This window comes from Candidatus Aquarickettsia rohweri, assembly GCF_003953955.1.
GTDB classification, from domain to species: domain Bacteria; phylum Pseudomonadota; class Alphaproteobacteria; order Rickettsiales; family Midichloriaceae; genus Aquirickettsia; species Aquirickettsia rohweri.
Genome location: NZ_RXFM01000007.1, coordinates 1 through 21,881 on the forward strand (window position 1 = coordinate 1; position 21,881 = coordinate 21,881).

At 26.3% G+C, this 21,881-nt stretch carries 22 protein-coding genes, 1 tRNA gene and 1 pseudogene; 14 read left to right on the plus strand and 10 right to left on the minus strand.

Annotated elements, in window-relative coordinates:
- Positions 1-518: 518 nt before the first annotated feature.
- On the plus strand, positions 519-863 hold the full coding sequence (locus EIC27_RS00855; protein WP_126044276.1) for a PI-PLC domain-containing protein: 345 nt from the start codon (positions 519-521) through the stop codon (positions 861-863).
- 118 nt (positions 864-981) lie between these two features.
- Here the strand turns inward: EIC27_RS00855 and EIC27_RS00860 are convergent, their stop codons facing one another.
- From EIC27_RS00860 to greA, 3 genes are all read right to left on the minus strand, one after another.
- Complete coding sequence (locus EIC27_RS00860; protein ID WP_126044277.1) at positions 982-2,988, minus strand: MFS transporter; 2,007 nt, start codon at positions 2,986-2,988, stop codon at positions 982-984.
- 99 nt (positions 2,989-3,087) lie between these two features.
- A tRNA-Arg gene (locus tag EIC27_RS00865) sits at positions 3,088-3,164 on the minus strand.
- Positions 3,164-3,640 (minus strand): transcription elongation factor GreA, encoded by a 477-nt coding sequence (gene greA, locus EIC27_RS00870; protein ID WP_126044278.1) that lies wholly within the window; start codon positions 3,638-3,640, stop codon positions 3,164-3,166. The genes EIC27_RS00865 and greA overlap by 1 nt, the downstream gene beginning before the upstream one ends.
- A 210-nt stretch (positions 3,641-3,850) precedes the next feature.
- On the opposite strand from greA, the gene EIC27_RS00875 reads away from it, so the two are divergent.
- The 3 genes from EIC27_RS00875 (at position 3,851) to rodA (ending at position 6,515) form a co-directional block, all read left to right on the plus strand.
- Complete coding sequence (locus EIC27_RS00875; protein WP_126044279.1) at positions 3,851-4,258, plus strand: helix-turn-helix domain-containing protein; 408 nt, start codon at positions 3,851-3,853, stop codon at positions 4,256-4,258.
- A 65-nt stretch (positions 4,259-4,323) separates the two neighbouring features.
- Entirely contained in the window at positions 4,324-5,403 is a 1,080-nt protein-coding gene (gene prfA, locus EIC27_RS00880; protein WP_126044280.1) for a peptide chain release factor 1, read from the plus strand.
- The gene (gene rodA, locus EIC27_RS00885) at positions 5,400-6,515 is read left to right on the plus strand and encodes a rod shape-determining protein RodA (protein WP_126044281.1); all 1,116 of its coding nucleotides are present in this window, start codon (positions 5,400-5,402) and stop codon (positions 6,513-6,515) included. The genes prfA and rodA overlap by 4 nt, the downstream gene beginning before the upstream one ends.
- Positions 6,516-6,609: 94 nt before the next feature.
- On the opposite strand, the gene EIC27_RS00890 is transcribed toward rodA, so the two are convergent.
- The 3 genes from EIC27_RS00890 to csrA are packed head-to-tail and all read right to left on the minus strand — an operon-like array spanning position 6,610 to position 8,176.
- Complete coding sequence (locus EIC27_RS00890; protein WP_126044282.1) at positions 6,610-7,311, minus strand: tetratricopeptide repeat protein; 702 nt, start codon at positions 7,309-7,311, stop codon at positions 6,610-6,612.
- A 50-nt stretch (positions 7,312-7,361) separates the two neighbouring features.
- Positions 7,362-7,946 (minus strand): M48 family metalloprotease, encoded by a 585-nt coding sequence (locus EIC27_RS00895; protein ID WP_126044283.1) that lies wholly within the window; start codon positions 7,944-7,946, stop codon positions 7,362-7,364.
- The gene (csrA, locus tag EIC27_RS00900) at positions 7,943-8,176 is read right to left on the minus strand and encodes a carbon storage regulator CsrA (protein WP_126044284.1); all 234 of its coding nucleotides are present in this window, start codon (positions 8,174-8,176) and stop codon (positions 7,943-7,945) included. Before csrA ends, EIC27_RS00895 begins: the two co-directional genes overlap by 4 nt.
- 72 nt (positions 8,177-8,248) lie before the next feature.
- Between csrA and EIC27_RS00905 the strand changes: the two genes are divergently transcribed.
- The 3 genes from EIC27_RS00905 to EIC27_RS00915 all read left to right on the plus strand — a co-directional run bounded on the left by EIC27_RS00905 (position 8,249) and on the right by EIC27_RS00915 (position 10,763).
- Positions 8,249-9,019, plus strand: coding sequence for a flagellar biosynthetic protein FliR (locus EIC27_RS00905; RefSeq protein WP_126044285.1), 771 nt, complete (start codon positions 8,249-8,251; stop codon positions 9,017-9,019).
- Positions 9,019-10,101 carry a flagellar biosynthesis protein FlhB gene (gene flhB / locus EIC27_RS00910; RefSeq protein ID WP_126044286.1) on the plus strand — a complete coding sequence of 361 codons (1,083 nt, stop codon included), beginning with the start codon at positions 9,019-9,021 and terminating at the stop codon, positions 10,099-10,101. Before EIC27_RS00905 ends, flhB begins: the two co-directional genes overlap by 1 nt.
- Positions 10,102-10,250: 149 nt before the next feature.
- Complete coding sequence (locus tag EIC27_RS00915) at positions 10,251-10,763, plus strand: GNAT family N-acetyltransferase (RefSeq protein ID WP_126044287.1); 513 nt, start codon at positions 10,251-10,253, stop codon at positions 10,761-10,763.
- Positions 10,764-10,801: 38 nt separating this feature from the next.
- Here EIC27_RS00915 and lpxC read toward each other — a convergent pair whose 3' ends face one another.
- The 4 genes from lpxC to EIC27_RS00935 form a co-directional block, all read right to left on the minus strand.
- A complete protein-coding gene (gene lpxC / locus EIC27_RS00920; RefSeq protein ID WP_126044288.1) occupies positions 10,802-11,650 on the minus strand; it encodes a UDP-3-O-acyl-N-acetylglucosamine deacetylase in 849 nt (282 codons plus the stop codon).
- Between the two features lie 385 nt (positions 11,651-12,035).
- Positions 12,036-12,782 (minus strand): MBL fold metallo-hydrolase, encoded by a 747-nt coding sequence (locus EIC27_RS00925; protein ID WP_126044289.1) that lies wholly within the window; start codon positions 12,780-12,782, stop codon positions 12,036-12,038.
- Between the two features lie 6 nt (positions 12,783-12,788).
- Positions 12,789-13,565 (minus strand): TatD family hydrolase, encoded by a 777-nt coding sequence (locus tag EIC27_RS00930; protein WP_126044290.1) that lies wholly within the window; start codon positions 13,563-13,565, stop codon positions 12,789-12,791.
- The gene (locus EIC27_RS00935) at positions 13,565-14,551 is read right to left on the minus strand and encodes a ribonucleotide-diphosphate reductase subunit beta (protein ID WP_126044291.1); all 987 of its coding nucleotides are present in this window, start codon (positions 14,549-14,551) and stop codon (positions 13,565-13,567) included. The genes EIC27_RS00930 and EIC27_RS00935 overlap by 1 nt, the downstream gene beginning before the upstream one ends.
- 170 nt (positions 14,552-14,721) lie before the next feature.
- Between EIC27_RS00935 and udk the strand changes: the two are divergent.
- The 7 genes and pseudogenes from udk to tnpA all read left to right on the plus strand — a co-directional run bounded on the left by udk (position 14,722) and on the right by tnpA (position 21,800).
- A pseudogene (udk, locus tag EIC27_RS07425) lies at positions 14,722-15,341 on the plus strand (uridine kinase).
- Positions 15,342-15,344: 3 nt separating this feature from the next.
- On the plus strand, positions 15,345-16,568 hold the full coding sequence (locus EIC27_RS00945) for a NupC/NupG family nucleoside CNT transporter (RefSeq protein WP_126044292.1): 1,224 nt from the start codon (positions 15,345-15,347) through the stop codon (positions 16,566-16,568).
- A 993-nt stretch (positions 16,569-17,561) separates the two neighbouring features.
- A complete protein-coding gene (locus EIC27_RS00950; RefSeq protein ID WP_126044293.1) occupies positions 17,562-17,903 on the plus strand; it encodes a hypothetical protein in 342 nt (113 codons plus the stop codon).
- A 73-nt stretch (positions 17,904-17,976) separates the two neighbouring features.
- Positions 17,977-18,582 carry a ribosome biogenesis GTP-binding protein YihA/YsxC gene (gene yihA, locus EIC27_RS00955; protein WP_126044294.1) on the plus strand — a complete coding sequence of 202 codons (606 nt, stop codon included), beginning with the start codon at positions 17,977-17,979 and terminating at the stop codon, positions 18,580-18,582.
- Positions 18,579-18,989, plus strand: coding sequence for a Fur family transcriptional regulator (locus tag EIC27_RS00960; RefSeq protein WP_126044295.1), 411 nt, complete (start codon positions 18,579-18,581; stop codon positions 18,987-18,989). The genes yihA and EIC27_RS00960 overlap by 4 nt, the downstream gene beginning before the upstream one ends.
- Before the next feature lie 5 nt (positions 18,990-18,994).
- The gene (locus EIC27_RS00965) at positions 18,995-21,370 is read left to right on the plus strand and encodes a heavy metal translocating P-type ATPase (RefSeq protein ID WP_126044296.1); all 2,376 of its coding nucleotides are present in this window, start codon (positions 18,995-18,997) and stop codon (positions 21,368-21,370) included.
- A 154-nt stretch (positions 21,371-21,524) separates the two neighbouring features.
- Complete coding sequence (gene tnpA / locus EIC27_RS00970; RefSeq protein WP_410519451.1) at positions 21,525-21,800, plus strand: IS66 family insertion sequence element accessory protein TnpA; 276 nt, start codon at positions 21,525-21,527, stop codon at positions 21,798-21,800.
- Positions 21,801-21,881 lie beyond the last annotated feature (81 nt).

Below are 21,881 nucleotides of genomic sequence, written 5' to 3' on the forward strand. Positions count from 1 at the left end.
AAAATTCATATTTACTTACATTACTTTTTTTATATTCTTCTACTAGCTCTTTCCATTTTTCATTACTTATTCTTTTTTTCTAATAGCATCATTAGCCTCTATTTTTTTAGGCTTTTGTTCTACCACTTATTTTTATTCTTGCCTAGATGCCCTTATTTTAGCGCTTACATTCAAAAAATTTAAATCATAACACTGATAAAAATGGTGAAATTGCAGATCAAAATTTTGATATAATTAAAAATTCTAAAATTAAATCTCTTCAGTATTTAAAACAAGAATTATATATACCTTCTTTAGAAGAAGTTCTAATTAAATTTAAATATATACAATTCATAATTGATTTAAAATCACTAAATACAAAACAGTTAATAGATGCTATAGCAAAAATTTTATCTAAAACTGAAAGCTGGGATAGAGTTATTTTTTACTCTACAAATATTGATCATTACAAATACCTAAATCAAAGATACAAACATGCTAAAAAGTTTGAAGCAAGAGATTATACTAGAAAAAGAAACTTGAGTGTAATTTTAAACAATACATGTAATATACAATTAAATGATCCATGGATAGGATTAGAATTAAGAAGGGATATGATTATCAAAGAAAAATTTCTCCTAGGAGAAGGAGTAAATAAGATTAATATAAAATTATGGAACACAAATGTTATTAATTGCACTAAAAAACTATCAAAAGATGTTAAAATAGTGTTATTTGGAATTAACAATATTAGTGATTATTGCGAATCGATAAAACTAGGAGCATATGCTATACTAACAGATTATCCAAAAAAAATGTTAAACTATAAAAAACAATTAGATCAAAAAAATTTATATATTTGTGACAAACACAAAGATCAATAAGTTAATCTTCAATAACATATGATACCTTAGATTATATAACTAAAAAATAATTCATTAATACTAAATTAACATGTAAAGCACTATACAAGCTAAAGTACAAAATTTATTTTTATTACTTTTATTTCTTTTTTAACAATATATCTTTGCAATATTGAAACATTTTATTTTCTAAATAAATTTGCCCAGATATACCAAGCTTATCCCCAATAATCGCTATAAATTTTATAAAATAATTATTTGTTTCCTCTGCCATCTTTTTTTGCTTAATCGGACTTAAACCTCTTATTGTCTCCAGATTATGCATTCTATCCATCTTTTTGATTAATAACGCTTCATTATCTTCAACTAACTGCAACTTTTTTATTGTATCTTCAAAAGTTAATTTAATATATTGGCCATTTTTAAATCTTTTATTTGTCAATCTATCAACTATTTGAGCAATTCTAAAATTAAATTTCATTTCAATAAGATGTAAATCACACTTAGAATCTTCAATCACATCATGAAGTATTGCGGCGACTATCACATCTGTCTTTAAATATCTTTCCGCCACCATTTCTGCTACTTTAAATGGATGTGAATAAAATGGGTGTTCTCCACTTTTTCTCATAGCATTTCCATGCCACTTTTTAGCAAAAACCATAGATTTTTGTATTAATTTCAAATTAACATCCCTATTTTCCCTTTGAATTATTAATTTAATTTTTTCTAATAGATACTGCGAATATTTACATTCATTTTTAAAATCTTCATATTCTATTCCTAAATCATTATATTCAAAATCTCCTTCCTCTAAAGCTGTATCTATATATGGCAATTTTTCATTTGGATATTGATAATATGCTCCTCTAGTGATTTCTAATTTCTTAAGATAATTTTTACTCATGTTTAGTGATAATAATATTATAAAATAAACCAACCAAAGAGCATAAAATCCAATATAATTCTCCATATATACCAAAAAAAAACTAACAATTGTAAATGATAATGCACCAGATAAACCAAATAGCAACGCAAAACATGAAAATCTTTTATGTATGGGAATATAGTTAAAGCAACTTACTTCTAAACCAAACATTGGCATAGATGGGAGAAGTATTAATAATTGTATAATAGTTAATATATAAATATTTAAGTTATTACTTAACAAATATAGAATAAATGGCAAGAATGTCATAAAAACTATAACTGCATAACTAGTCAATTTTATAGGATGAACCTTTTTAACAAATTTTATAAACATAACTGTGATAAAAATTGAAATTACAGTAACTTTTAAATTTTGTAGTACTATTGAATCAAAGCTCATTCCTAGTTTTATCTTCATAATATCTCCCATATATATGTATGCAATATAAAAGCTTAAAGGAATGACTGAAGAAAATACAAAATACGACAATGCTAATTTTTTATCTATTTTTTCTTTTTGTAAAAAAGAAAAATCTTTGCTTTTGACTTGTTGATTATTTAATTTATCTCTATTTCTTATTCTTTTTTTATAATCAATAAATTCTGGCGTTTCTCTTAATTTAGTCCTTGCGATCAACCCCACAAGTGCAATTATAACTCCAAACCAAAAAGCTAATCTCCAATTTAATGCAAAATATGTAGAAAATAATGCTATAATCAAGGCAACTAAACTACCAATACTTGCACAAATTTCAATTACTCCACTATATATAAATTTGTGAGGTCTTTTAAAAATCTCAGAAACATATAATTGCGCACCAACAATCTCACCCAAAGATGAAAAACTTTGCAAAATTCTACATAATATAACACCAAAACTAGCTAAAATACCAATTTCCACATAAGTTTTAAGATTAGCCATAATAAAGCAAGACAACCCCATTATAAAAGTTGTAATAATTATAGTATGTTTTTTACCTATAACATCACCTATCTTACCAATTAAAACCCCACCTAAAGGCCTAAAAAAAAATGTAACAGATAGTGCAAAAACACCTAATAATTTAGCAACAATAGGATCTGTTTGTGGAAAAAATAAGTCATTTAATAAAGTAGACATGTGAACATATAGCATAAAGTCAAAATATTCAAAAAAAGTACCAATAGAAAGAAGCCCTATTGTATTTTTTTGATACTTTGTAATATTATTGCTCATGCCATTTCCCAAGATAATTTATACCTAAGTAAGTAAAATACAATTTCAATAAAATTGCAAATAAATAAAGTTATCTGCATAGATAATATTTTTATTTATTGGTGCATTTGGAGGGATTAGAACCCACGACCTATACCATCGGAAGGTAACGCTCTATCCAACTGAGCTACAAATGCTAAATATAGTTAATTGATAAAATTTGATAATACTTTGTTCCTTTAGGAGTTTTAAATTCAAAACATTCTTCAATTTTTTTCCCCAACAATGCCTTAGCAAGTGGAGAAGAAATTGATATTAACCCTTTAGAAGCATCTGCTTCGTAATCGCTTACAATTCTATACACTATTTCTTCATCTTTTTCTTCATCTAATAATCTTATTGATGCACCATATTTTATTTCATCACCTTGTAATTTAGAAACATCTATTATTTCTGCTCTTGAAATTTTATCCTCTAATTCAGAAATTTTTGCTTCAATAAAGCCTTGTTTTTCTCTAGCAGCATGATATTCAGCATTCTCAGATAAATCACCATGTTCTCTAGCTTCAGCTATAGAATTAATAACATTAACTCTTTCAACATTCTTTAAATTCTTAAGTTCTAAATTAAGCTTATCTAAACCCTCTTTTGATATTGGAAACCTACTTACCATTTATTTTAATATAAATTTAACTTGATTAAAAAAAACATATATACTATACATTAACAAATGTTGTTTTTAGAAAAGCTTATCACTATTATAGATATATATCAAGTTGAGTAGTCTAAAATTTATATATTTTTAGTGTTTGTAAGATGCGTGTAAAATGCGCTTTAATTTTTAATGGATAAAAATTGAACTAAGTGGGAGGGTTATAAACTTATGGTCAATTCTAATAATAAAATACATCATGTTGATTTACATGTAGGTAAAAGATTAAAACAAAAAAGAATAGAAAAAGGTATTAGTCAAGATGATCTTGCAGGTTCGGTTAACCTAACCTTTCAACAAGTACAAAAATATGAAAAAGCCACAAATAGAATTAGTGCAAGTAAACTTTATGATTTTGCTAAATTTTTAGGAATTGACGTAAAATATTTCTTTGAAGGAATTGATGATTATGTTACTCCAGAAGTAAAAATTAATTATGCATCTGATGTAAATAAAAATTCATTTGGAATCAATATAAAATCAAAAGAAATTGAAAATTTAGTTGAGCATTATAAAAAAATACAAACTGCAGAGGTAAGAAAAAATATATTAACATTATTAAAATCTTTATCTTCATGAAAGCTTGATAGATTCAGTTTAAACTGTTAAGTTCAAAGCTAATTTTCATAAAACACATTTTTATTATGGCATTTGAAGATAGGCTAAAGAACATTATTAAAAAATATAATAGTTTAAACGACAAATTATCAGATCCTTCAAAGATATCTTCTCAAGACTTTGCTAAAATAGCTAAAGAACATTCAGATTTATCTGAAATAAATAAGCATGCTACAAAATATTTAGAAAATTTAGAACTATTAAATGAAGCTGAAGAACTATTAAAAACCAGTGAAGAAAAAGAACTAAAAGATTTAGCGTTAGAACAAAAAAAAGAATCAAAATTAAATTTAGAATCTTTAAAAGAAACACTTAAAATAATGCTAATCCCAAAAGATATTGCAGATGAAAAAGGTGCAATTATTGAAATTAGAGCTGGAACAGGAGGTGATGAAGCAGCTTTATTTGCAAGCACATTATTTAGAATGTATCAAAAATACGCTGAGAATAGAAATTGGAAATTTGAAATTTTATCAGTATCAGGAATTGTACTAGAAGGATGTAAAGAAGCAATGGCATCTATATCAGGAAAAGGAGTATATAAAAGACTAAAATTTGAATCTGGAGTTCATAGAGTACAAAGAGTTCCTACTACTGAATCAAGTGGAAGAATACACACTTCCGCTGCCACAGTTGCAGTATTACCAGAAGCTGAAGACATTGATTTAAAAATTAATGATAAAGATTTAAGAATAGATTCATATAGATCAAGTGGAGCTGGAGGACAACACGTTAATACTACAGATAGTGCAATAAGAATTACACATATACCAACAGGTTTAGTAGTAGTACAATCAGAGAAGTCACAACATCAAAATAAAGCTAAAGCTTTAAAAATTTTAAAATCTAAATTATATGATATTGAAAGAGAAAAACAGAATAAAGAAATTTCAGATTTAAGAAAAGTACAAGTAGGTAGTGGTGATAGATCTGAAAGAATTAGAACTTATAATTTTCCTCAAAATCGAATAACTGACCATAGAATTAATTTAACTACCTATAATTTACAAGAGGCTATACAAGAAAGCAATATAGATCAATTTATTGATGCATTAATCGCCGATGATCAGGCAAAAAAAATATCTCAAGATGATAATGATGAATGATGAATTCAAAATATTTAATTAAAAAAAATTTATTCTTAATAAAATTTTTTATTATTTTAGTTATCATATTAATATTTAAAAACCTTTTAGCTATGCTATCAATTGCTGGAGGAGTATTAGATAGCTTAGTAACAAAGCAAATTATTATTACATCTATTTCATTTTTAATAATTTTTATTTTTTCAATTATTAACATAAATTTTATCTTTACTAACTCCTATTATATATATTTTTTTATACTCTTAACATTACTTATTACTAATTTTATGGGATATAAAGCTATGGGGGCTAAAAGATGGATAAATTTGGGCTTCATTAACATACAACCCTCTGAATTCATGAAAATTGGCATTATTTTAGCATTAGCTAAATTTTTTCATAATTGTCATGTAAATGATATAAAAAAAAATAGGTATCTTATATTTCCAATAGCTCTAGTATTATTACCATCAACAATAATATTAAAACAACCTAATTTAGGCACATCAATTATTATTATTTTAACTGCTATAACTATTTTTTTCATCTCAGGTGTTAAAATTAGATTATTTGTTTATTTATTTATCTCTTCTATCATAAGTTTACCTGTTATTTGGAGATTTTTACATAATTATCAAAAGACTAGAATATTAACTTTTTTAAATCCTCAAACCGATACTTTAGGTGCAGGATATAACATAATACAATCAATTATAAGTATTGGATCTGGTGGAACTTTTGGAAAAGGTTTTTTAAAAGGATCACAAAATCAACTAGATTTTTTACCTGAAAATCATACAGACTTTATATTTGGATCAATTGCAGAAGAAGGTGGATTTATTGTATGCTTAACATTACTATGTGTGTATATATTACTTATACTAACTTTATATTTATTAGCTTTACAATGCTATTCTCAATTTTATAGAATATACGTCCTTGGCTTTGCATCACTTATTTTCTTTCACGTTTTAATTAATATAGGAATGATATCAGGACTTTTACCAGTTGTAGGAGTTCCACTTCCAATACTTTCATATGGAGGATCAAATTACTTAACAATGATGATCGGCGTAGGATTAACTATAAATATTTTTTTTAATAAACATCAAATTTTAGTAAAAGGTACTTAATATTTTTATATTATTACTGTTTAAAAATCATTATCAATAGCTTCAACTATTTACTCTATAGCATATTGTAAATTTACATTTTCTAATTATTATCTTAATGCATCTCACTGAATTTTTTCTCAAGTAAAATGATCTGATTTTTTTGCTCTATTGTTTTAGCATATTTCTGAGATCTTTTTAAAAAGATCTCAGAAAGCTTTTTATCTCCAACTATAATAGAACTTTTAAAATAATGTTTGTTAGCTTCAAAATAATCCTTATTTATATAATATGCATTACCTAATTTTTTCCATATTTCTGGTACTGAACTATAGTGAAATATAACTTCTTTCAATAATTCAATTGCCTTTTTAATATTAATTCTTTTTATAATTAATTGATTAGCTAATTCATATTTAGAAATATATAATTTTGGGTCCTTTTTAGTAACCATTTGATAATAATAATTAGATTGTGATATATCACCTGATTCAAATAATAATTGAGCTTTTGTTATATAATAATAAATATAATTAGGATTTTTTTTAATTAATTTATCAATAATCTCAATTGCTTTTTCAAAATTTTTATTTTTACTATATGCAATACAATTAGCATATAAACAATAATCTTCTTTACAATCATAAATCTTGTTAGTATCTGTAAAAGAGTTAGTGATAGCAAATAATTTTGCTTTAATTATATTAAATTCGTTAATTAATGATTGATTAGGATATTTAGAATTCTTATTTAAAATTACCTTATCATTTACTGATTCAATAAATCTTATGCGTTCACTAGTAAGGGGATGAGTCAATCTATATGAATTTTTAAAAATTGTATATTCGCTCTCTATTCTCTAATTTTTTAAAAAAATTTATCATCTCTTTTTTTTTGAATCCCAAGCTTAAACAAATAATCTAAAGCTAATTTATCTGCAGCATATTCATTATGCCTACTATGCCTTAGGATATCTAAATGTGCCATTTCAGCGCCACCTAAGGCACCTATCGTTGCAACACCAGGTTTATTAATAGAAATACCAATTGCTAACCCTAAAATAGTTGAAAATATAGCTTTCTTTTTTTCTAAATTAATATTTTCTTCAAATTTTAATATGTGACTTTGTTTTATATGAGCTATTTCATGAGCTATTACACCTATTAAGCCTTCTATATTATCAATATTTGATATTAAACCAGAATATACATATACATTTTTATTATCAATAACATACGCATTTATTGTATTTGACAATATAATTTGTACCTTTATACCCCTACCTTGAAGATTTGACACCTTCAAAATAGGAGTAGTCAAATTATCAAAAAAATCAATTACTTCATCATCGTATAATATCTGATCCGAATAACACTTACATATAAAAGTAATATATAAAAATAATACATATATATATTTTTTGATTTTAGTTTTATAAAGAAAAATACTCATTCATTAATATCATCTTGTTCAACTTTTTTATCTGAATTTTCATCAAAATATAAAAGTGCCTCCATATTTTCTTTCACAATTACATCATGAACCTCTTTTCTTAAAACAGTAGAAGATTTTGGCGTTTCAATTCCTAATTTTACTGAATTTTTGTTAATTTCAATAATAGTAATATTTATATCATTATTAATAATAATTGATTCATCTATTTTTCTTGTCAAATATAGCATTTTTAATATATGTTTAAAATTTAACTAATTATAACTTATTTTTTTATTTTGTTATAGACTTAATCTAATAAAATGAATTTATCAAATTTCTCTGTAAATTTCATTTATAACTTTTTAATAATCTTTAGTAGAGTTGGTTGCGTAATGATGTTTACACCAGGCATTGGCGAACATCTTATTAATACTAGAATAAGATTGTTATTTGCAATTATCCTAAGCTCTATTTTATTACCTATCATATTTCCATCTAAATTAATTATAATACCTGATAGCTCAATACAATTGTTTTTGAACATATCAGGTGAGATTATCATAGGGTTATTTATAGGATTATTTCTTAAAATAATTGTATCAGTTGTAAATATATTTGGATTTGTAATTAGTAACTCTATGGGACTTTCTGCAGCAACACTTGTAGATCCTTCACAATCATCTCAACAAGGCACATTACTTGGAAATTTTTTTACAATTTTAGCTATAGTTTTAATCTTTGCCACAGGAATTGATCATATTGTCATTAATAGCTTAGCATTAAGCTATAAAACATTCCCTATATTTAGTTATGCTGAATTTAATTCTGATTACACTCAATCTATAATGAAAGCTGTTAATGAAGTATGGATCATTAGTATAAAAATGGCTTCATCCTTTATTATTATCAGTTTATTAATAAATATTGGTAGTGGTATTTTATCAAGACTAATGCCACAACTTCATATATTTTTTCTAATAATACCTATACAATCATTAATTGGATTTTTATTTCTTTCTATTACAATATCAACATTGATGATTTGGTTTATTGAAACATATAAAAATTATATAAATAATCTATTTATCTAATGTCTGAATTACAACAAGAAGATAAATCACAGAAAACCGAGCAACCTACTCCCAAAAAAATAGAGGATGCTAAGAAAAAAGGTAATATACCTTTATCAAAAGAATTTAACAGCTCTATACTTTTTATATTTATTGCAATACTAATAATACTTATAATACCTAAAATTAGTATAAAATATCTAAGCAATCTTTCTTATTTTATTGAACAACCAAATCAAATTATTTTAAGCACAGCTACTATAAAGCATTTAATTACACAGGTATTAATTACTTTATTCTTTATTGTTTCAATTCCTCTTTTGTTTTGTTTCATAGCAGCTATTCTTGGAAACTTACTTCAAAATGCTGTGCTATTTGTTCCTGAATTTATCAAATTTCAACTTAATAGAATTTCTATTATTTCAGGATTTAATAAAATCTTTTCATTTAACTCAATTGTTGAATTAATTAAAGGCTTATTCAAAATCTTGATTATAAGTATTGCTATTTATCTAACAATAAAATCAGAAACATATAAATTTTCTATCCTACACACATTGAGTATGTTAGAAATATTAGATTTTTTTAATCAATCTTTGCAACAAATCTTTATCTCTGTTTGCATTATTATGTTTTTTTTGGCAGCTATTGATCTTATTTATCAAAGAAATAAATATATCTCAAATTTAATGATGAGTAAGGAAGAAATTAAAAAGGAACTAAAAGAAAGTGAAGGTGATCCTCAAATAAAATCAAAATTAAAAAGTTTAAGAAATAAAAAATTAAGAGAAAGAATGATGTCAAAAGTACCAAATGCTGATGTTGTAATAACAAACCCCACTCATTATGCTGTTGCTTTAAAATACTCCCCTGATGATGATTCTGCACCTGTAGTTGTTGCAAAAGGCTTAGATAATATTGCTCTTATAATTAGGGAAATTGCCGAAGAAAATAATGTTCCTATATACGAAGATCCACCACTAGCTCAAACTCTTTATAAAACTGTTGAGATTGATGAAGAAATTCCTTTCGAACATTACAAAGCTGTTGCAAAAGTAATAACCGAAGTAATGAAATTAAGAGGGAAAAGGTTTGATGCTTAATAAACATTTTTATTACCAAAGCTAGATTTAACTATTTCTTGAAATTTTTTATCTATTTTATTTTTTTACTTCATAAGTATGTATTTTATAATGATTTATTTTTATATTAAGGTTATCATTATTAATAAGAGTTTGGCAAAGTTGAGGAAATGAAGAGTTCTTTACTAGAAACTGATAGATTATATATAAAAATTCCTAAAATAACAAGTTTGGATAATTGGTATAATTTGCAATGCGATCATCAAGTAATTAAATATATAGGAAATGGCAAATCTTTAAGTAAATTGCAAATCAAAAAAAATTTATATAAAAATATTGAATACTTTAAAAAATATAACTACTCATTTTTTGATATAAATTTAAAAAGTAATAATAATTTCATCGGCATAGCAGGCTTATTTAATTTAGAATTCAATGAAAAAAATAAAAATATCGAAATAGGATATATATTTAATAAAAATTCTTGGGGACACGGATTTGCAACAGAATGTATGAAACTGTTAATTGATTATGGATTAAATAAAATAAAATTAAAAAATATATATGCTTGTTGCCATAAAGATAATAAAGCATCTAAAAACGTTATAAAAAAATGTGAAATGAACTATGTAAAGAAATATAAGTATAAAGGAATAATTGATTGCAATCTTTATATAATCTAAATTTATATAAGTATCTTTATTTGAAGTTTTAATTAAGTTTATATAATTTTATATGAATCTGGTGTAGAGAATATCTTTTTCAACACCTCATTATTTAAATTGTGTCCAGCCTTATTTGCTTTTATATTACCAACAATACGATACCCCGATAAAAATAAATCTCCTATACAATCTAATATTTTATGCTTAACAAACTCATCTTTACACCTAAGGCCATCAGAATTCATAATCCCATTTTCATTTAAACCAATCGTATTCTTAAGAGATGCACCCATAGCAAGGCCATTCTTTTTTAAAACTTCAACCTCATTGTAAAAACCAAAAGTTCTAGCATTTCCTATTTCTTTTTCAAATTGACTTGAATCTGATAGAGTATAATTTTGATGACCTATGGACTTATGATCAAAATCAATATCAAAATCAATTTGAAAATCGTCTGAAGTATCAATTATTATTTGTTTACCATCTTTATCAACAGAAATTGTATTTAAAATTTTCAAATATTTCCTTTTTTTTGATTGTTTTTGTATACCGGAACTTTTAATAAGATTTATAAATTCCTTAGAACTACCATCCATAGCAGGAACTTCAGAACCAGACACCTCAATCAAAGCATTGTCTATATTCATACCCCACAATGCAGCCATTATATGCTCAATTGTTGCAACTTTTACCCCACTTTCATTAGAAATTTCTGTGCATAATTTTGTGTTAGAAACATTAAAAAATTTTGCATCTATTATATTATTCTCACTAATATCAGATCTTTTAAAAACTATTCCTGAGTTCTCTTTAAGTGGAGATATGGAAAGATTGATCATCTCACCACTATGCAAGCCAATACCTGAAATAACTTGCTTGCTACATATAGTTTGCTGATAACTCATTTAATAAATCCATATTACTTTTAATATAAGTAATACCCTTATTTATAAGCTTTATTAAATAAAATAATATTACAAATTATTGCAATATATTTTTTTTTTAAAATTAACCTGAGCTGCAGATAAGAATTGCTCTATAAAAAGCTAGAATGCCACTATACAGCAATATTTAGCACAGTTAAGAACAACGATATAGTCATTGCGAGGGCACAAATTGCTCGTGGCAATCCAGGAAAATTATCAACAAACATAAATATAGCAACAATCATTGCGAGGATGCGATAGCATCCGTGGCAATCCAGATATAGAATCTTCTTCATTATTATAAGATTTGCTATAAATTTCTTATTTTTTATCTGCAGTTCGGGTTATATTATTACACCATACATTAAATTTTAAGATTATCATAAGCCGCAATCACATTCTTTGGTAATATTTTTGAAATTTCCTCATATTCAATTTCGTGAGCCATATGAGTTAGAACTGCCAATTTCGGTTTAATCCTTTCTATGAGCAATAAAGTTTTTTCAAGATAAGAGTGAGTAGGAGCATAAGAGTATCTCATACAATCAACTATCCAAACATCTAAATTTTCTAATTTTTCAAAAGATTTCTCAGGTATTTCATTAAAGTCAGTAGAGTAAGCAATATTTTCTAACCTTATACCTTGTGAAATAATAGACCCATGGATTTGATCAAAAGCACTCACGTTAATATCACCTATTTTTTGAAATTTTTCTAATTTTATCCTTTTTAATAATGAATAATATAATGGAGAATTATTTTTGAAAATATAATCATATCTTTTGCTCAAACTTTTAAAAGTGCTATCGTCTATATATGCATCTATTGGCTTTTTATCTTTACATAACCTTCTAATATCATCTATTCCTGCAACGTGATCAGAATGATCATGAGTATATATAACTGCGTCAATTTCTATTATATGATTCTCCAAGCATTGTTGTCTCAAGTCAGGAGATGTATCAATTAATATTTTGGTATCTTTATATTCAACAAATATTGATGGTCTTTTTCTTTTATTTTTTTTATTCGTAGACTTACATACAAAACAATCACAATTTATGCAAGGAACACCATGCGAGTTCCCACATCCTAAAATAGTAATTTGCATTTTTATTTAAACTTTAGCTTTGTTAAATAGATTAAAAAAGTTTTTTGTAGTTATGTCTATAAAATTATTTAAATCTAAGTCTAATAATTTGGCCATAAATTCTGCAGTATATTTTAAATATGCTGGCTCATTATCTTTACCTCTCATTGGCACTGGAGCAAGATAAGGTGCATCAGTTTCTAATAAAATTTTTTCAACTGGTATTTTTTTAAAAATTTGTTGAATATCTTTTGCATTTTTAAAAGTGACAATACCTGAAGCTGAAATATAAAATCCCATATCAACACATTCATTTGCAAGCCACTGACTAGCAGTAAAGCAGTGAATTACACCAGAAAATTTTTTAATTTTCATATACTTTTTCAAAATCTCAACAGTATCTTTATCTGCTGACCTGGTATGAACTATTATAGGCAACTTAGATTCTTGAGCAGCAATAATATGTTCAATAAAACTCTCTTTCTGCACTTTCTCATTATCTTTTGAATAGTAATAATCTAATCCTGTCTCTCCAATACCAATTACTTTTGGTTTATTAGTGAATTTTAATATTTCTTCTGCCTTAATTACACCCTCTTCAACTAAATTAAGTGGATGATTACCGATAGAACAAAAAATCTTATTATGAGATTCAGATAATTTATATATTTTATCAAATCCGCTAATCTTAGTGCATATTGTTTGCATTAAACCAATATTGTTATCAAACGCTCTTTGAATTACAGATTCTAAATCTCTGTTTAGTACCTCAAAATCAAGATGACAATGTGAATCAACTAACATTATTTTTGATCTGCATCTTTAAAAATCATAAATGCATCTTCCCAAGAACCATTTGTAGCTGATTTTGCATATTCAGTTACTCTATTTTCAAAGAAATTCGTATGCTCGGGAGCATTAAGGATTTCGTCCAACCATGATAGAGGATTTTTTTGGATTTTATATATAGGATTCAATCCTAATTGTTTAAGCCTCCTGTCAGCTATAAACCTAATATAGCTTTTTATATCATGCTCATCCATTCCCTCAATTGCCCCATCAAACTTAAATGCTAAATCAATAAAAGCATCTTCATGTTCAACAATATCTTGACATGCTTGATAAAGAAAATCTTTTAATTCGTCGTTCCAAACTTCACTATTTTCACTTATAAAAGTTTTAAATAATTTAATTATTGAAAGAGTATGCAAAGTCTCATCTCTTACAGACCAAGCAACAATTTGTCCCATACCTTTCATTTTACCAAATCTTTGAAAATTAAGCAACATTGCAAATGAAGCAAACAACTGAAGCCCCTCTGTAAATGCCCCAAAAACTGCCATAGTTTTCGCTATATCAATTTTAGAATCAACATTAAACTGCTGCATGTAATCATATTTATCTTTCATTTCTTTGTATTTCATGAAAGCTTGATATTCAACCTCTGGTATTCCTAATGTATCTAGTAAATGAGAATAAGCATCAATATGTATAGTTTCCATATTAGAAAAAGCAGAAAGCATCATTTGAACTTCTATAGGTTTAAATATTTTAGAATAATGATTCATATAACAATTATTAACTTCAATATCTGCTTGAGTAAAAAACCTAAATATCTGAGTTAAGAGATGCTTTTCTTGCTCAGAAAGTTTTTTTCTCCAATCTTGTACATCATCTGCCATTGGAACTTCTTCAGGCAACCAATGAATTTGTTGTTGTTTTTTCCATGCATCATATGCCCAAGGATAATGAAATGGTTTAAATATAGGTTCAGCAGTAAGTAAAGACATAAATAGTATTATTTTATTATTATCTACACAATATATAGTTTTTTTTCATTATTTTTACAATATATAATTTTATATATTTTAATATAAAATTATATATTTAAATTTATCTATTGCATAAAGACTTTTTTGTGATAATTTACTTAAAATTTTGCATCTAAGGAACGATTTTTATGCCGAATATAGTAATTGGTGTCTCAGGCCCTTCAGGATCAGGCAAAAGTTTATTTGCTAAAAGCATATCACAGAACTTTAATTTAAATACTGAAGTAGCAATAATTAGTGAAGATGGTTATTATAAAAATCGTCCTGACCTAACATTTGAAGAAAGATGTATTCAAAATTATGATCATCCTGACGCCTTTAAACATGAGTTACTTTCTAAGCACTTATCAGACCTTAAATCAAATAAAACTATTAACGTCCCTCAGTATAACTATACTTCTCATTTAAGAAAGAAACAACAAGAATAATGCCTTGCTCAGTAATAATATTAGAAGGAATACTATTACTTGCAGATACTAAAATCCGCGAGCTTACTGATATAAAAATTTATATGGACTCACCTTTAGATATTTGCTTATCTAGAAGAATATATAGAGATTCTGTCGAAAGAGGAAGAGATATTGCTTCTGTAATAACTCAATATAACAATCACGTAAGACCTATGTATTTTAAATTTATAGAACCTTCCAGAAAATATGCTGATATGATAGTTCCAAAGGGTGTAAAAAACCAAATTGCGATTGATATAATTCAAGCAAAAATTGCTAAACTAATTGATAACAAATAAAAAATGCAATATTTTCACTGTATACTAACCATTATCTTATCACTAACAGTAGCTTTTATATTAAGTAATAATAAAAAAAATATAAATATCAAAGCTGTTATAACTGGTTTGTTTTTTCAATTTCTTTTTGCAATTACTCTTTTTAAGATACCAGCTATATCTACAATATTTTTAGGATTTAACAATGTTCTAGAGGCTATTGCCAAATCAACCACTCACGCAGCAACTTTTGTCTTTGGGGGACTTGCAAATCCACCTGAAAAATCAGGACTTGGGTATATACTTGCATTTCAAGGCTTTCCAGTATTAATTACAATATCCGCATTATCCTCAGTATTAACATATTGGAAAATATTACCCTTTATTATAAATATATTCTCTTTTGTATTTAAAAGAATATTAAACATTGGAGGAACTTTAGGATTTGCAGTTTCAGCAAATATATTTTCTGGAATGAGTGAGACACCCCTTGTAATTAATAATTATTTAAAACGCTTTACACATAGTGAGATTTTCTCACTTATGGTTTGTGGAACTTCTGCTGTAGCAAGTTCAGTTATGGTACTTTATTCAATGATTTTAAAACCACTTACACCCAACCCACTAGGACACATTATAACTTCTGTTTTAATCAGTATACCTGCATCATTAGTTGTTTCCAGAATCATTGTGCCTGAAACATCAGAAGTATCAGAAGGAAAAGATGCAAATTATTCTTCAGCAAAAAATACATTAGATGCACTATACACAGGTATTATTGATGGAGGCAAGGTGATTATTACTATACTTGCAATGTTAATTGGCTTTGTTGCTTTAATTGACCTTACTAACCAATTAATTGGCGCTTTAAATCCTACTGATTATGATATCACAATTCAAAAAATTTTAGGATGGGTTATGTACCCTATTGCTTGGATAATTGGCATACCATCAGATGAAGCAGTTATTGCTGGCTCTCTTTTAGGAACAAAACTAATATTAAACGAAATTATTTCATTTCAAGAGTTAGTTAATATTAGCTCTACTTTAAGCTTTAAAACTAACATAATGATGATATATGCTCTATGTAGCTTTGCTAATTTAGGAAGCATAGGAGTTATGATTGGGGTTTATGGCACTTTAATACCAGAACGTAAAGCAGAAGTTATAAAGTTAGGATTTAAAGCAATTGTAGCTGGAACTTTGGTAAATCTTTCAACTGCTAGTATTATAGGTGCATTAATTTAAAACAATTGCTTATGTATTATCATAATGACCGTATAGAAGATTGATAATAAATACTTTATTATATCTCTAAATAATTATTAATAACCACATACTAATAATTGTCACAACAAAATCACTTAATAGGTGTGATTGACCCAGAGATATAATCATTATTACATTTTTTGGATTATCATATTATAATCATCATCTCCTTTTACAATAACAAACAAAAAAAATGAATTGCTATAAATAATCTATATCAACTATAGTAAAAGGTGAATTATCATAAATTATAAAAAATCTTAAAAAAATTTTTTTTCTTAACCTAATCTTAACATTTCATCAGTATAATCAATAAATAGAAGAGATTAGCTTTAGGAAGATATTTGATTTAAGGGGAATATTCCCCTTAAATCAATTCATATTTATTTAATATTACCATTCATTTACTTACTAAATTCAAAATGCAACTCTTGATTAGTAGCATTATATATTAATTATATTTAATTTGAAATATAGTTATGAAAGGTATTTATGGGAATTTTTGATAAATTAATCAGGGCATTTAAACCTAAAAAAGAGAGTTTAAGAGAAAAATAAAACAAAATAAATTCATGGGGAAAAACTTTTCCAGAAGAGGAAAAAAGTTCAGTTAATTTTAAAGAAGAGTTAGCAAAACTAAAAACTGAAATTCAGAATTATGGATTTGGAGAAAAAAATCCTTTAGAAAAACTTGATGAAAAAATTATACAACTTCAAGAAAGACTTAAAAGTAAAACAAAGCTATTAAAAAGTGCACGGACCCAAGAAGCCATATCTGAACGAACCTCAATTGTAAGCAAATTACAAGAAGAATTAGCTAGCTTACAAACTAAAAGAACTGAAATTTCAGAAAAAATAAAACAATATAATACTTTAGTTAAAGAACAGGATAAAGAATATCAAAAATTTTTAGATAAAACAGAAGAAAGATTAGATAGCAGCATACAGAGGAAAGATCGCGGAATTGAAAAAATGGGCAAGGAAATTGACAGTGTATCACAACAGGTAGATAATAAAACAAACTCACTTCAAAATGATCTTGAAAATAAACCTAAAACACAAGAAAATAAAATGACTAAAGATAGTCAGAAAAAGCTTGATAATCTCAAAAAATTATATGAAAAAATAAGCAATAGTAAAGATAATGTAGTGAGAAATAAGGATGGTACAATAATTTCTAAAGACAGATTTTTAGAAAAAATACAAAAAAGCATGGAAAGCATCCAGAAAGAAAGCTCAAAAGTTATTGGTAAATTTACAAGTAAATTAAATAGTGAAAAATCAAATGTAAAACAATATCAAGGTAGACAGTAAGTACAATAAATTTCTTTTACTTTTTTTTAATAGGTTAGTATTATTATTACTATAAAAATTATAATAACCTCAAGTGAACTCAAATTTATTCCAAAGAGAATGTAAATTTTTTTATAGTGTTGATGAACAAGGAAAACATCCAAAATCTCATTTACCTGAAATTGCATTTTTAGGCAGATCAAATGTCGGAAAATCCAGTTTAATTAATGCACTTGTTAATAGAAAAAACTTGGTAAGAACATCAAACACACCAGGAAGCACAATAAAAATCAATTATTTTAATCTTGCCGATAAAATAACATTAGTAGATTTACCAGGGCATGGATACACAAAAAGATCTAAAGAACTAGTTAATAAATTAAGCTATTTAATAGAAGGTTATATAAGTAACAGAGAAAATTTAAAAATGATTGTACTAATAATTGATTCAAGACGTGGGATAAAAAAAGAAGATGAATTATTGTTGAATTTTTTTCAAAGTAAAAGTATTAATATATTATTAGTACTTAATAAAATTGATAAATTAAAAAAATCTGAATGTGAGTTTATAATGAGTTCTACAAAAAACATATTAAAGATTTTAGATATATCAACAGAAATTATTGCTGTAAGTTGTACTAAAAAGACAGGTATACAAAATTTAAAACAAAAAATAATTCATAGTATAAATAATTCATGAATAATATAGAAAAAGCTTGTGTAGAAAAAAATTTAAAACTTACTAGTCAAAGAAGAATAATTGCAGAAGTTTTATCAAATTCAAACGATCATCCTGATGTTGAAGAACTATACGCTCGAGCTAATAAAATTGATTCAAAAATAAGCCTTGCAACAATTTACAGAACTTTAAGTTTATTCGAACAATTTGGCCTTATAAAAAAACTAGAAATTGGAGAAGGTAAAGCTAGATATGAAGAATTCAAAAAGGCTAATGAACATTTTCATTTAGTAAACATGGAAACTGGCGATATAGTAGAATTTAAAAATAAAGAATTAGAAAAATTAAAAGAAAGAATTGCTAAAAAACTTGGATTTAAATTAGTTAATTCAAAGCTTGAACTATACGGAGTTCCTATAAAGAAATAATTAATATGGGAGAATGCATACATTGTGGCCAAGAAACCATAAAAGATGAGAAATTTTGTTGTGTTGGCTGTAAAAGTGCACACTATCTAATTAATAAATTAAATTTAAAAGACTATTATAAATATTGTAGAGAAATTTACAATACTTCTCCCCCCAAAGCGTCTGAATATAAAAATGAAATAAACTTCATAGATGAGGTAATTACTAATAATCATGGTAGTCACACAATTAACTTACTAGTAGATGGGATATCATGTGGCTCTTGTGTTTGGTTGATTGAAAATTCATTAAAATCTTTAAATAAAATTATATCTGCAAAGTTATCAGTTTCAACGAATAGGCTTGAAGTTATATGGAAAGGTTCAAAAAAATATATAAATAAAATAATAAATTTACTTGTAAATTTAGGTTACCAGATTTCACCTTATGATATAAAGCTACTCAATGATCAAGAAAAACAAAGCGAAAAAGAACTACTTAAAGCCATCACTATCTCAGGCTTTGCAACTGCACAAATTATGGCTTTTGCATTCGCAGTATGGATAGGCAACTATACTTACTCTATGGGGGAATATTTAAGATATATATTCCACTTAGTTTCTGGAATTATTGGAGTACCATCAATTATCTATGCTTCCAGAATTTTCATTATCTCTTCATACAAAACTTTAAAAGCACATAAAACAAATATAGATATCCCTATTTCGATTAGCATTATTGCAACACTTTTAATTAGTATCCAAGAAACTATCAGGATGAGTGATTATGTATATTATGATGCAGCAGCAAGTTTAACTTTTTTGCTCCTGGTAGGAAGATATTTAGATTTAAAAGCAAAGAATAAAGCAAAAGAAGGCATAAGAAAAATTATGTTTCAGCAGCCAAGCATAGCAAATGTAATTAAGCCTGATGGAACCATCAGTATTGCAGCGAAATCAGTAAAGCCAAATGATATAATATTAGTTAAAGCAGGTGAAAAATTTCCAGTAGATGGAGTTATTATTGATGGAGAAAGCGAGGTTGATAACAGTATAATATCAGGAGAGAGCAATCCAATAACTGTAAGTAAGCACAGCTTTATATATGCAGGGACAATTAATTTAAATAATACACTTAAAGTTCAAGCTAAAAACACTGGGAAGCACACTACATTATCGGAAATAATTAGACTTGTAGAAGTAATTGAAAAAAACAAATCAAAATTTGTTAAACTTGCAGATAAATTAGCCCAATATTTCACACCTATAATACTATTTCTATCTCTTATTACTTTTACGATTTGGTTTAAAACTGGAGTAATGAATGCCACTTTAAACGCTGTCACTCTTTTAATAATAACCTGCCCTTGTGCAGTTGGCTTAGCAGTCCCTATGGTGCAAATTATTGCATTTTCAAAATTAATTAAAGAAGGAATTTTTATTAAAAAATCCGATTTCCTGGAGAGATTAAAACAAATAGACACTATTGTTTTTGATAAAACTGGTACTCTAACATATGGCAAACCAATATTGTTAAATTTTGAAGATCTATACGATGAAGATAAATTATTTATTGCATCAATAGCATCTAAAAGTGGACATATTTTATGCAATGCAATTAATAAATATTATAATAGCCAAAGCTTGTTAGATTTAAAGGTACTCGAGACAAAAGGTAGAGGACTTTACGCAAAATATAAAAATGATGAATTTTGGTTAGGAAATAAATCATGGTGTAAAGTAGTAAGTGAGAAAAGCAAAGATGACTATTTAGAAGTTTGGTTTAGAAAAAACAACGAAGCACCTAAAAGACTAATTTTCAAAGATGAACTTAGAACAGAATCTAAACAAGTTATGCAACATTTAAAAAAAGATTATGATTTGCATATACTATCTGGAGATAAAATTTATAATGTAGAGAAAACAGCCAAACAGCTAAATATTAAAAATTATTATGGAGAAAAAAGCTATAAAGAAAAATATGAATTTATAAAAAAATTATCAAAAAATGGTAAAAAGGTTTTAATGATAGGAGATGGACTAAACGATTCTATTGCCTTAAAATCTGCCTTTGCATCTCTTTCACCAAAAAATTCCATTGAGATTGCCAAATATGTATCTGATTCAATATACAATGGCAATTTAATTAATATCTTAACTATCATACAAGCATCTAAGACATCCGTTAAATTAATCAAGCAAAATTTCTCCATGTCTATAATCTATAATTGCATGGCCATACCACTTTCTATAATGGGAAAGGTCAACCCTATTTTTGCAGCTATATTTATGTCTATTTCATCTATTACTGTTATATTTAACTCTTTAAGATTTAAGGTAAGAAAGAAATACATTAATCCTGGATTGCCGCGAGCACTATGTGCTCTCGCAATGACAATATAAACACCCCCGAAGTAAGCGCTAAAATAAGGGCATCTAGGCAAGAATAAAAATAAGTGGTAGAACAAAAGCCTAAAAAAATAGAGGCTAATGATGCTATTAGAAAAAAAGAAAAAAAGAATAAGTAATGAAAAATGGAAAGAGCTAGTAGAAGAATATAAAAAAAAGTAATGTAAGTAAATATGAATTTTGTAAGCAAAAGAATGTGCCGAGAAGTACATTTTATAAATGGCACAGAATTCTTGTAGGAAATAAAAGAAATACAGTAAAAAATAAATTTATACCAATAAGAGTGAAAGAATGCGAAGAAGAAAGAAGTGAAGAAATAAAATCAGAGATGATAATAGAAAGTAAAAAGGGGATAAGAATAGGGTTTAATAAAGGATGCAAAATAGAAGAGATTAAAGCGATAGTAGGAATTTTAGAATGTTAATAGGAAGTATAAGAACCAAAATATTTATATATAATCAAGCATGTGATATGCGCAAATCAATAGATAAGCTTAGTCAGGTAG

Excerpts from the sequence above, each read along its gene's own strand:
- EIC27_RS00860 (WP_126044277.1), bottom strand. The coding sequence starts at position 2,988 with ATGAGCAATAATATTACAAAGTATCAAAAAAATACAATAGGGCTTCTT.
- greA (WP_126044278.1), bottom strand. The coding sequence starts at position 3,640 with ATGGTAAGTAGGTTTCCAATATCAAAAGAGGGTTTAGATAAGCTTAAT.
- EIC27_RS00875 (WP_126044279.1), top strand. The coding sequence starts at position 3,851 with ATGGTCAATTCTAATAATAAAATACATCATGTTGATTTACATGTAGGT.
- prfA (WP_126044280.1), top strand. The coding sequence starts at position 4,324 with ATGGCATTTGAAGATAGGCTAAAGAACATTATTAAAAAATATAATAGT.
- rodA (WP_126044281.1), top strand. The coding sequence starts at position 5,400 with ATGATGAATTCAAAATATTTAATTAAAAAAAATTTATTCTTAATAAAA.
- EIC27_RS00895 (WP_126044283.1), bottom strand. The coding sequence starts at position 7,946 with ATGAGTATTTTTCTTTATAAAACTAAAATCAAAAAATATATATATGTA.
- csrA (WP_126044284.1), bottom strand. The coding sequence starts at position 8,176 with ATGCTATATTTGACAAGAAAAATAGATGAATCAATTATTATTAATAAT.
- EIC27_RS00905 (WP_126044285.1), top strand. The coding sequence starts at position 8,249 with ATGAATTTATCAAATTTCTCTGTAAATTTCATTTATAACTTTTTAATA.
- flhB (WP_126044286.1), top strand. The coding sequence starts at position 9,019 with ATGTCTGAATTACAACAAGAAGATAAATCACAGAAAACCGAGCAACCT.
- EIC27_RS00915 (WP_126044287.1), top strand. The coding sequence starts at position 10,251 with ATGAAGAGTTCTTTACTAGAAACTGATAGATTATATATAAAAATTCCT.
- lpxC (WP_126044288.1), bottom strand. The coding sequence starts at position 11,650 with ATGAGTTATCAGCAAACTATATGTAGCAAGCAAGTTATTTCAGGTATT.
- EIC27_RS00925 (WP_126044289.1), bottom strand. The coding sequence starts at position 12,782 with ATGCAAATTACTATTTTAGGATGTGGGAACTCGCATGGTGTTCCTTGC.
- EIC27_RS00930 (WP_126044290.1), bottom strand. The coding sequence starts at position 13,565 with ATGTTAGTTGATTCACATTGTCATCTTGATTTTGAGGTACTAAACAGA.
- EIC27_RS00935 (WP_126044291.1), bottom strand. The coding sequence starts at position 14,551 with ATGTCTTTACTTACTGCTGAACCTATATTTAAACCATTTCATTATCCT.
- EIC27_RS00945 (WP_126044292.1), top strand. The coding sequence starts at position 15,345 with ATGCAATATTTTCACTGTATACTAACCATTATCTTATCACTAACAGTA.
- EIC27_RS00950 (WP_126044293.1), top strand. The coding sequence starts at position 17,562 with ATGGGCAAGGAAATTGACAGTGTATCACAACAGGTAGATAATAAAACA.
- EIC27_RS00960 (WP_126044295.1), top strand. The coding sequence starts at position 18,579 with ATGAATAATATAGAAAAAGCTTGTGTAGAAAAAAATTTAAAACTTACT.
- EIC27_RS00965 (WP_126044296.1), top strand. The coding sequence starts at position 18,995 with ATGGGAGAATGCATACATTGTGGCCAAGAAACCATAAAAGATGAGAAA.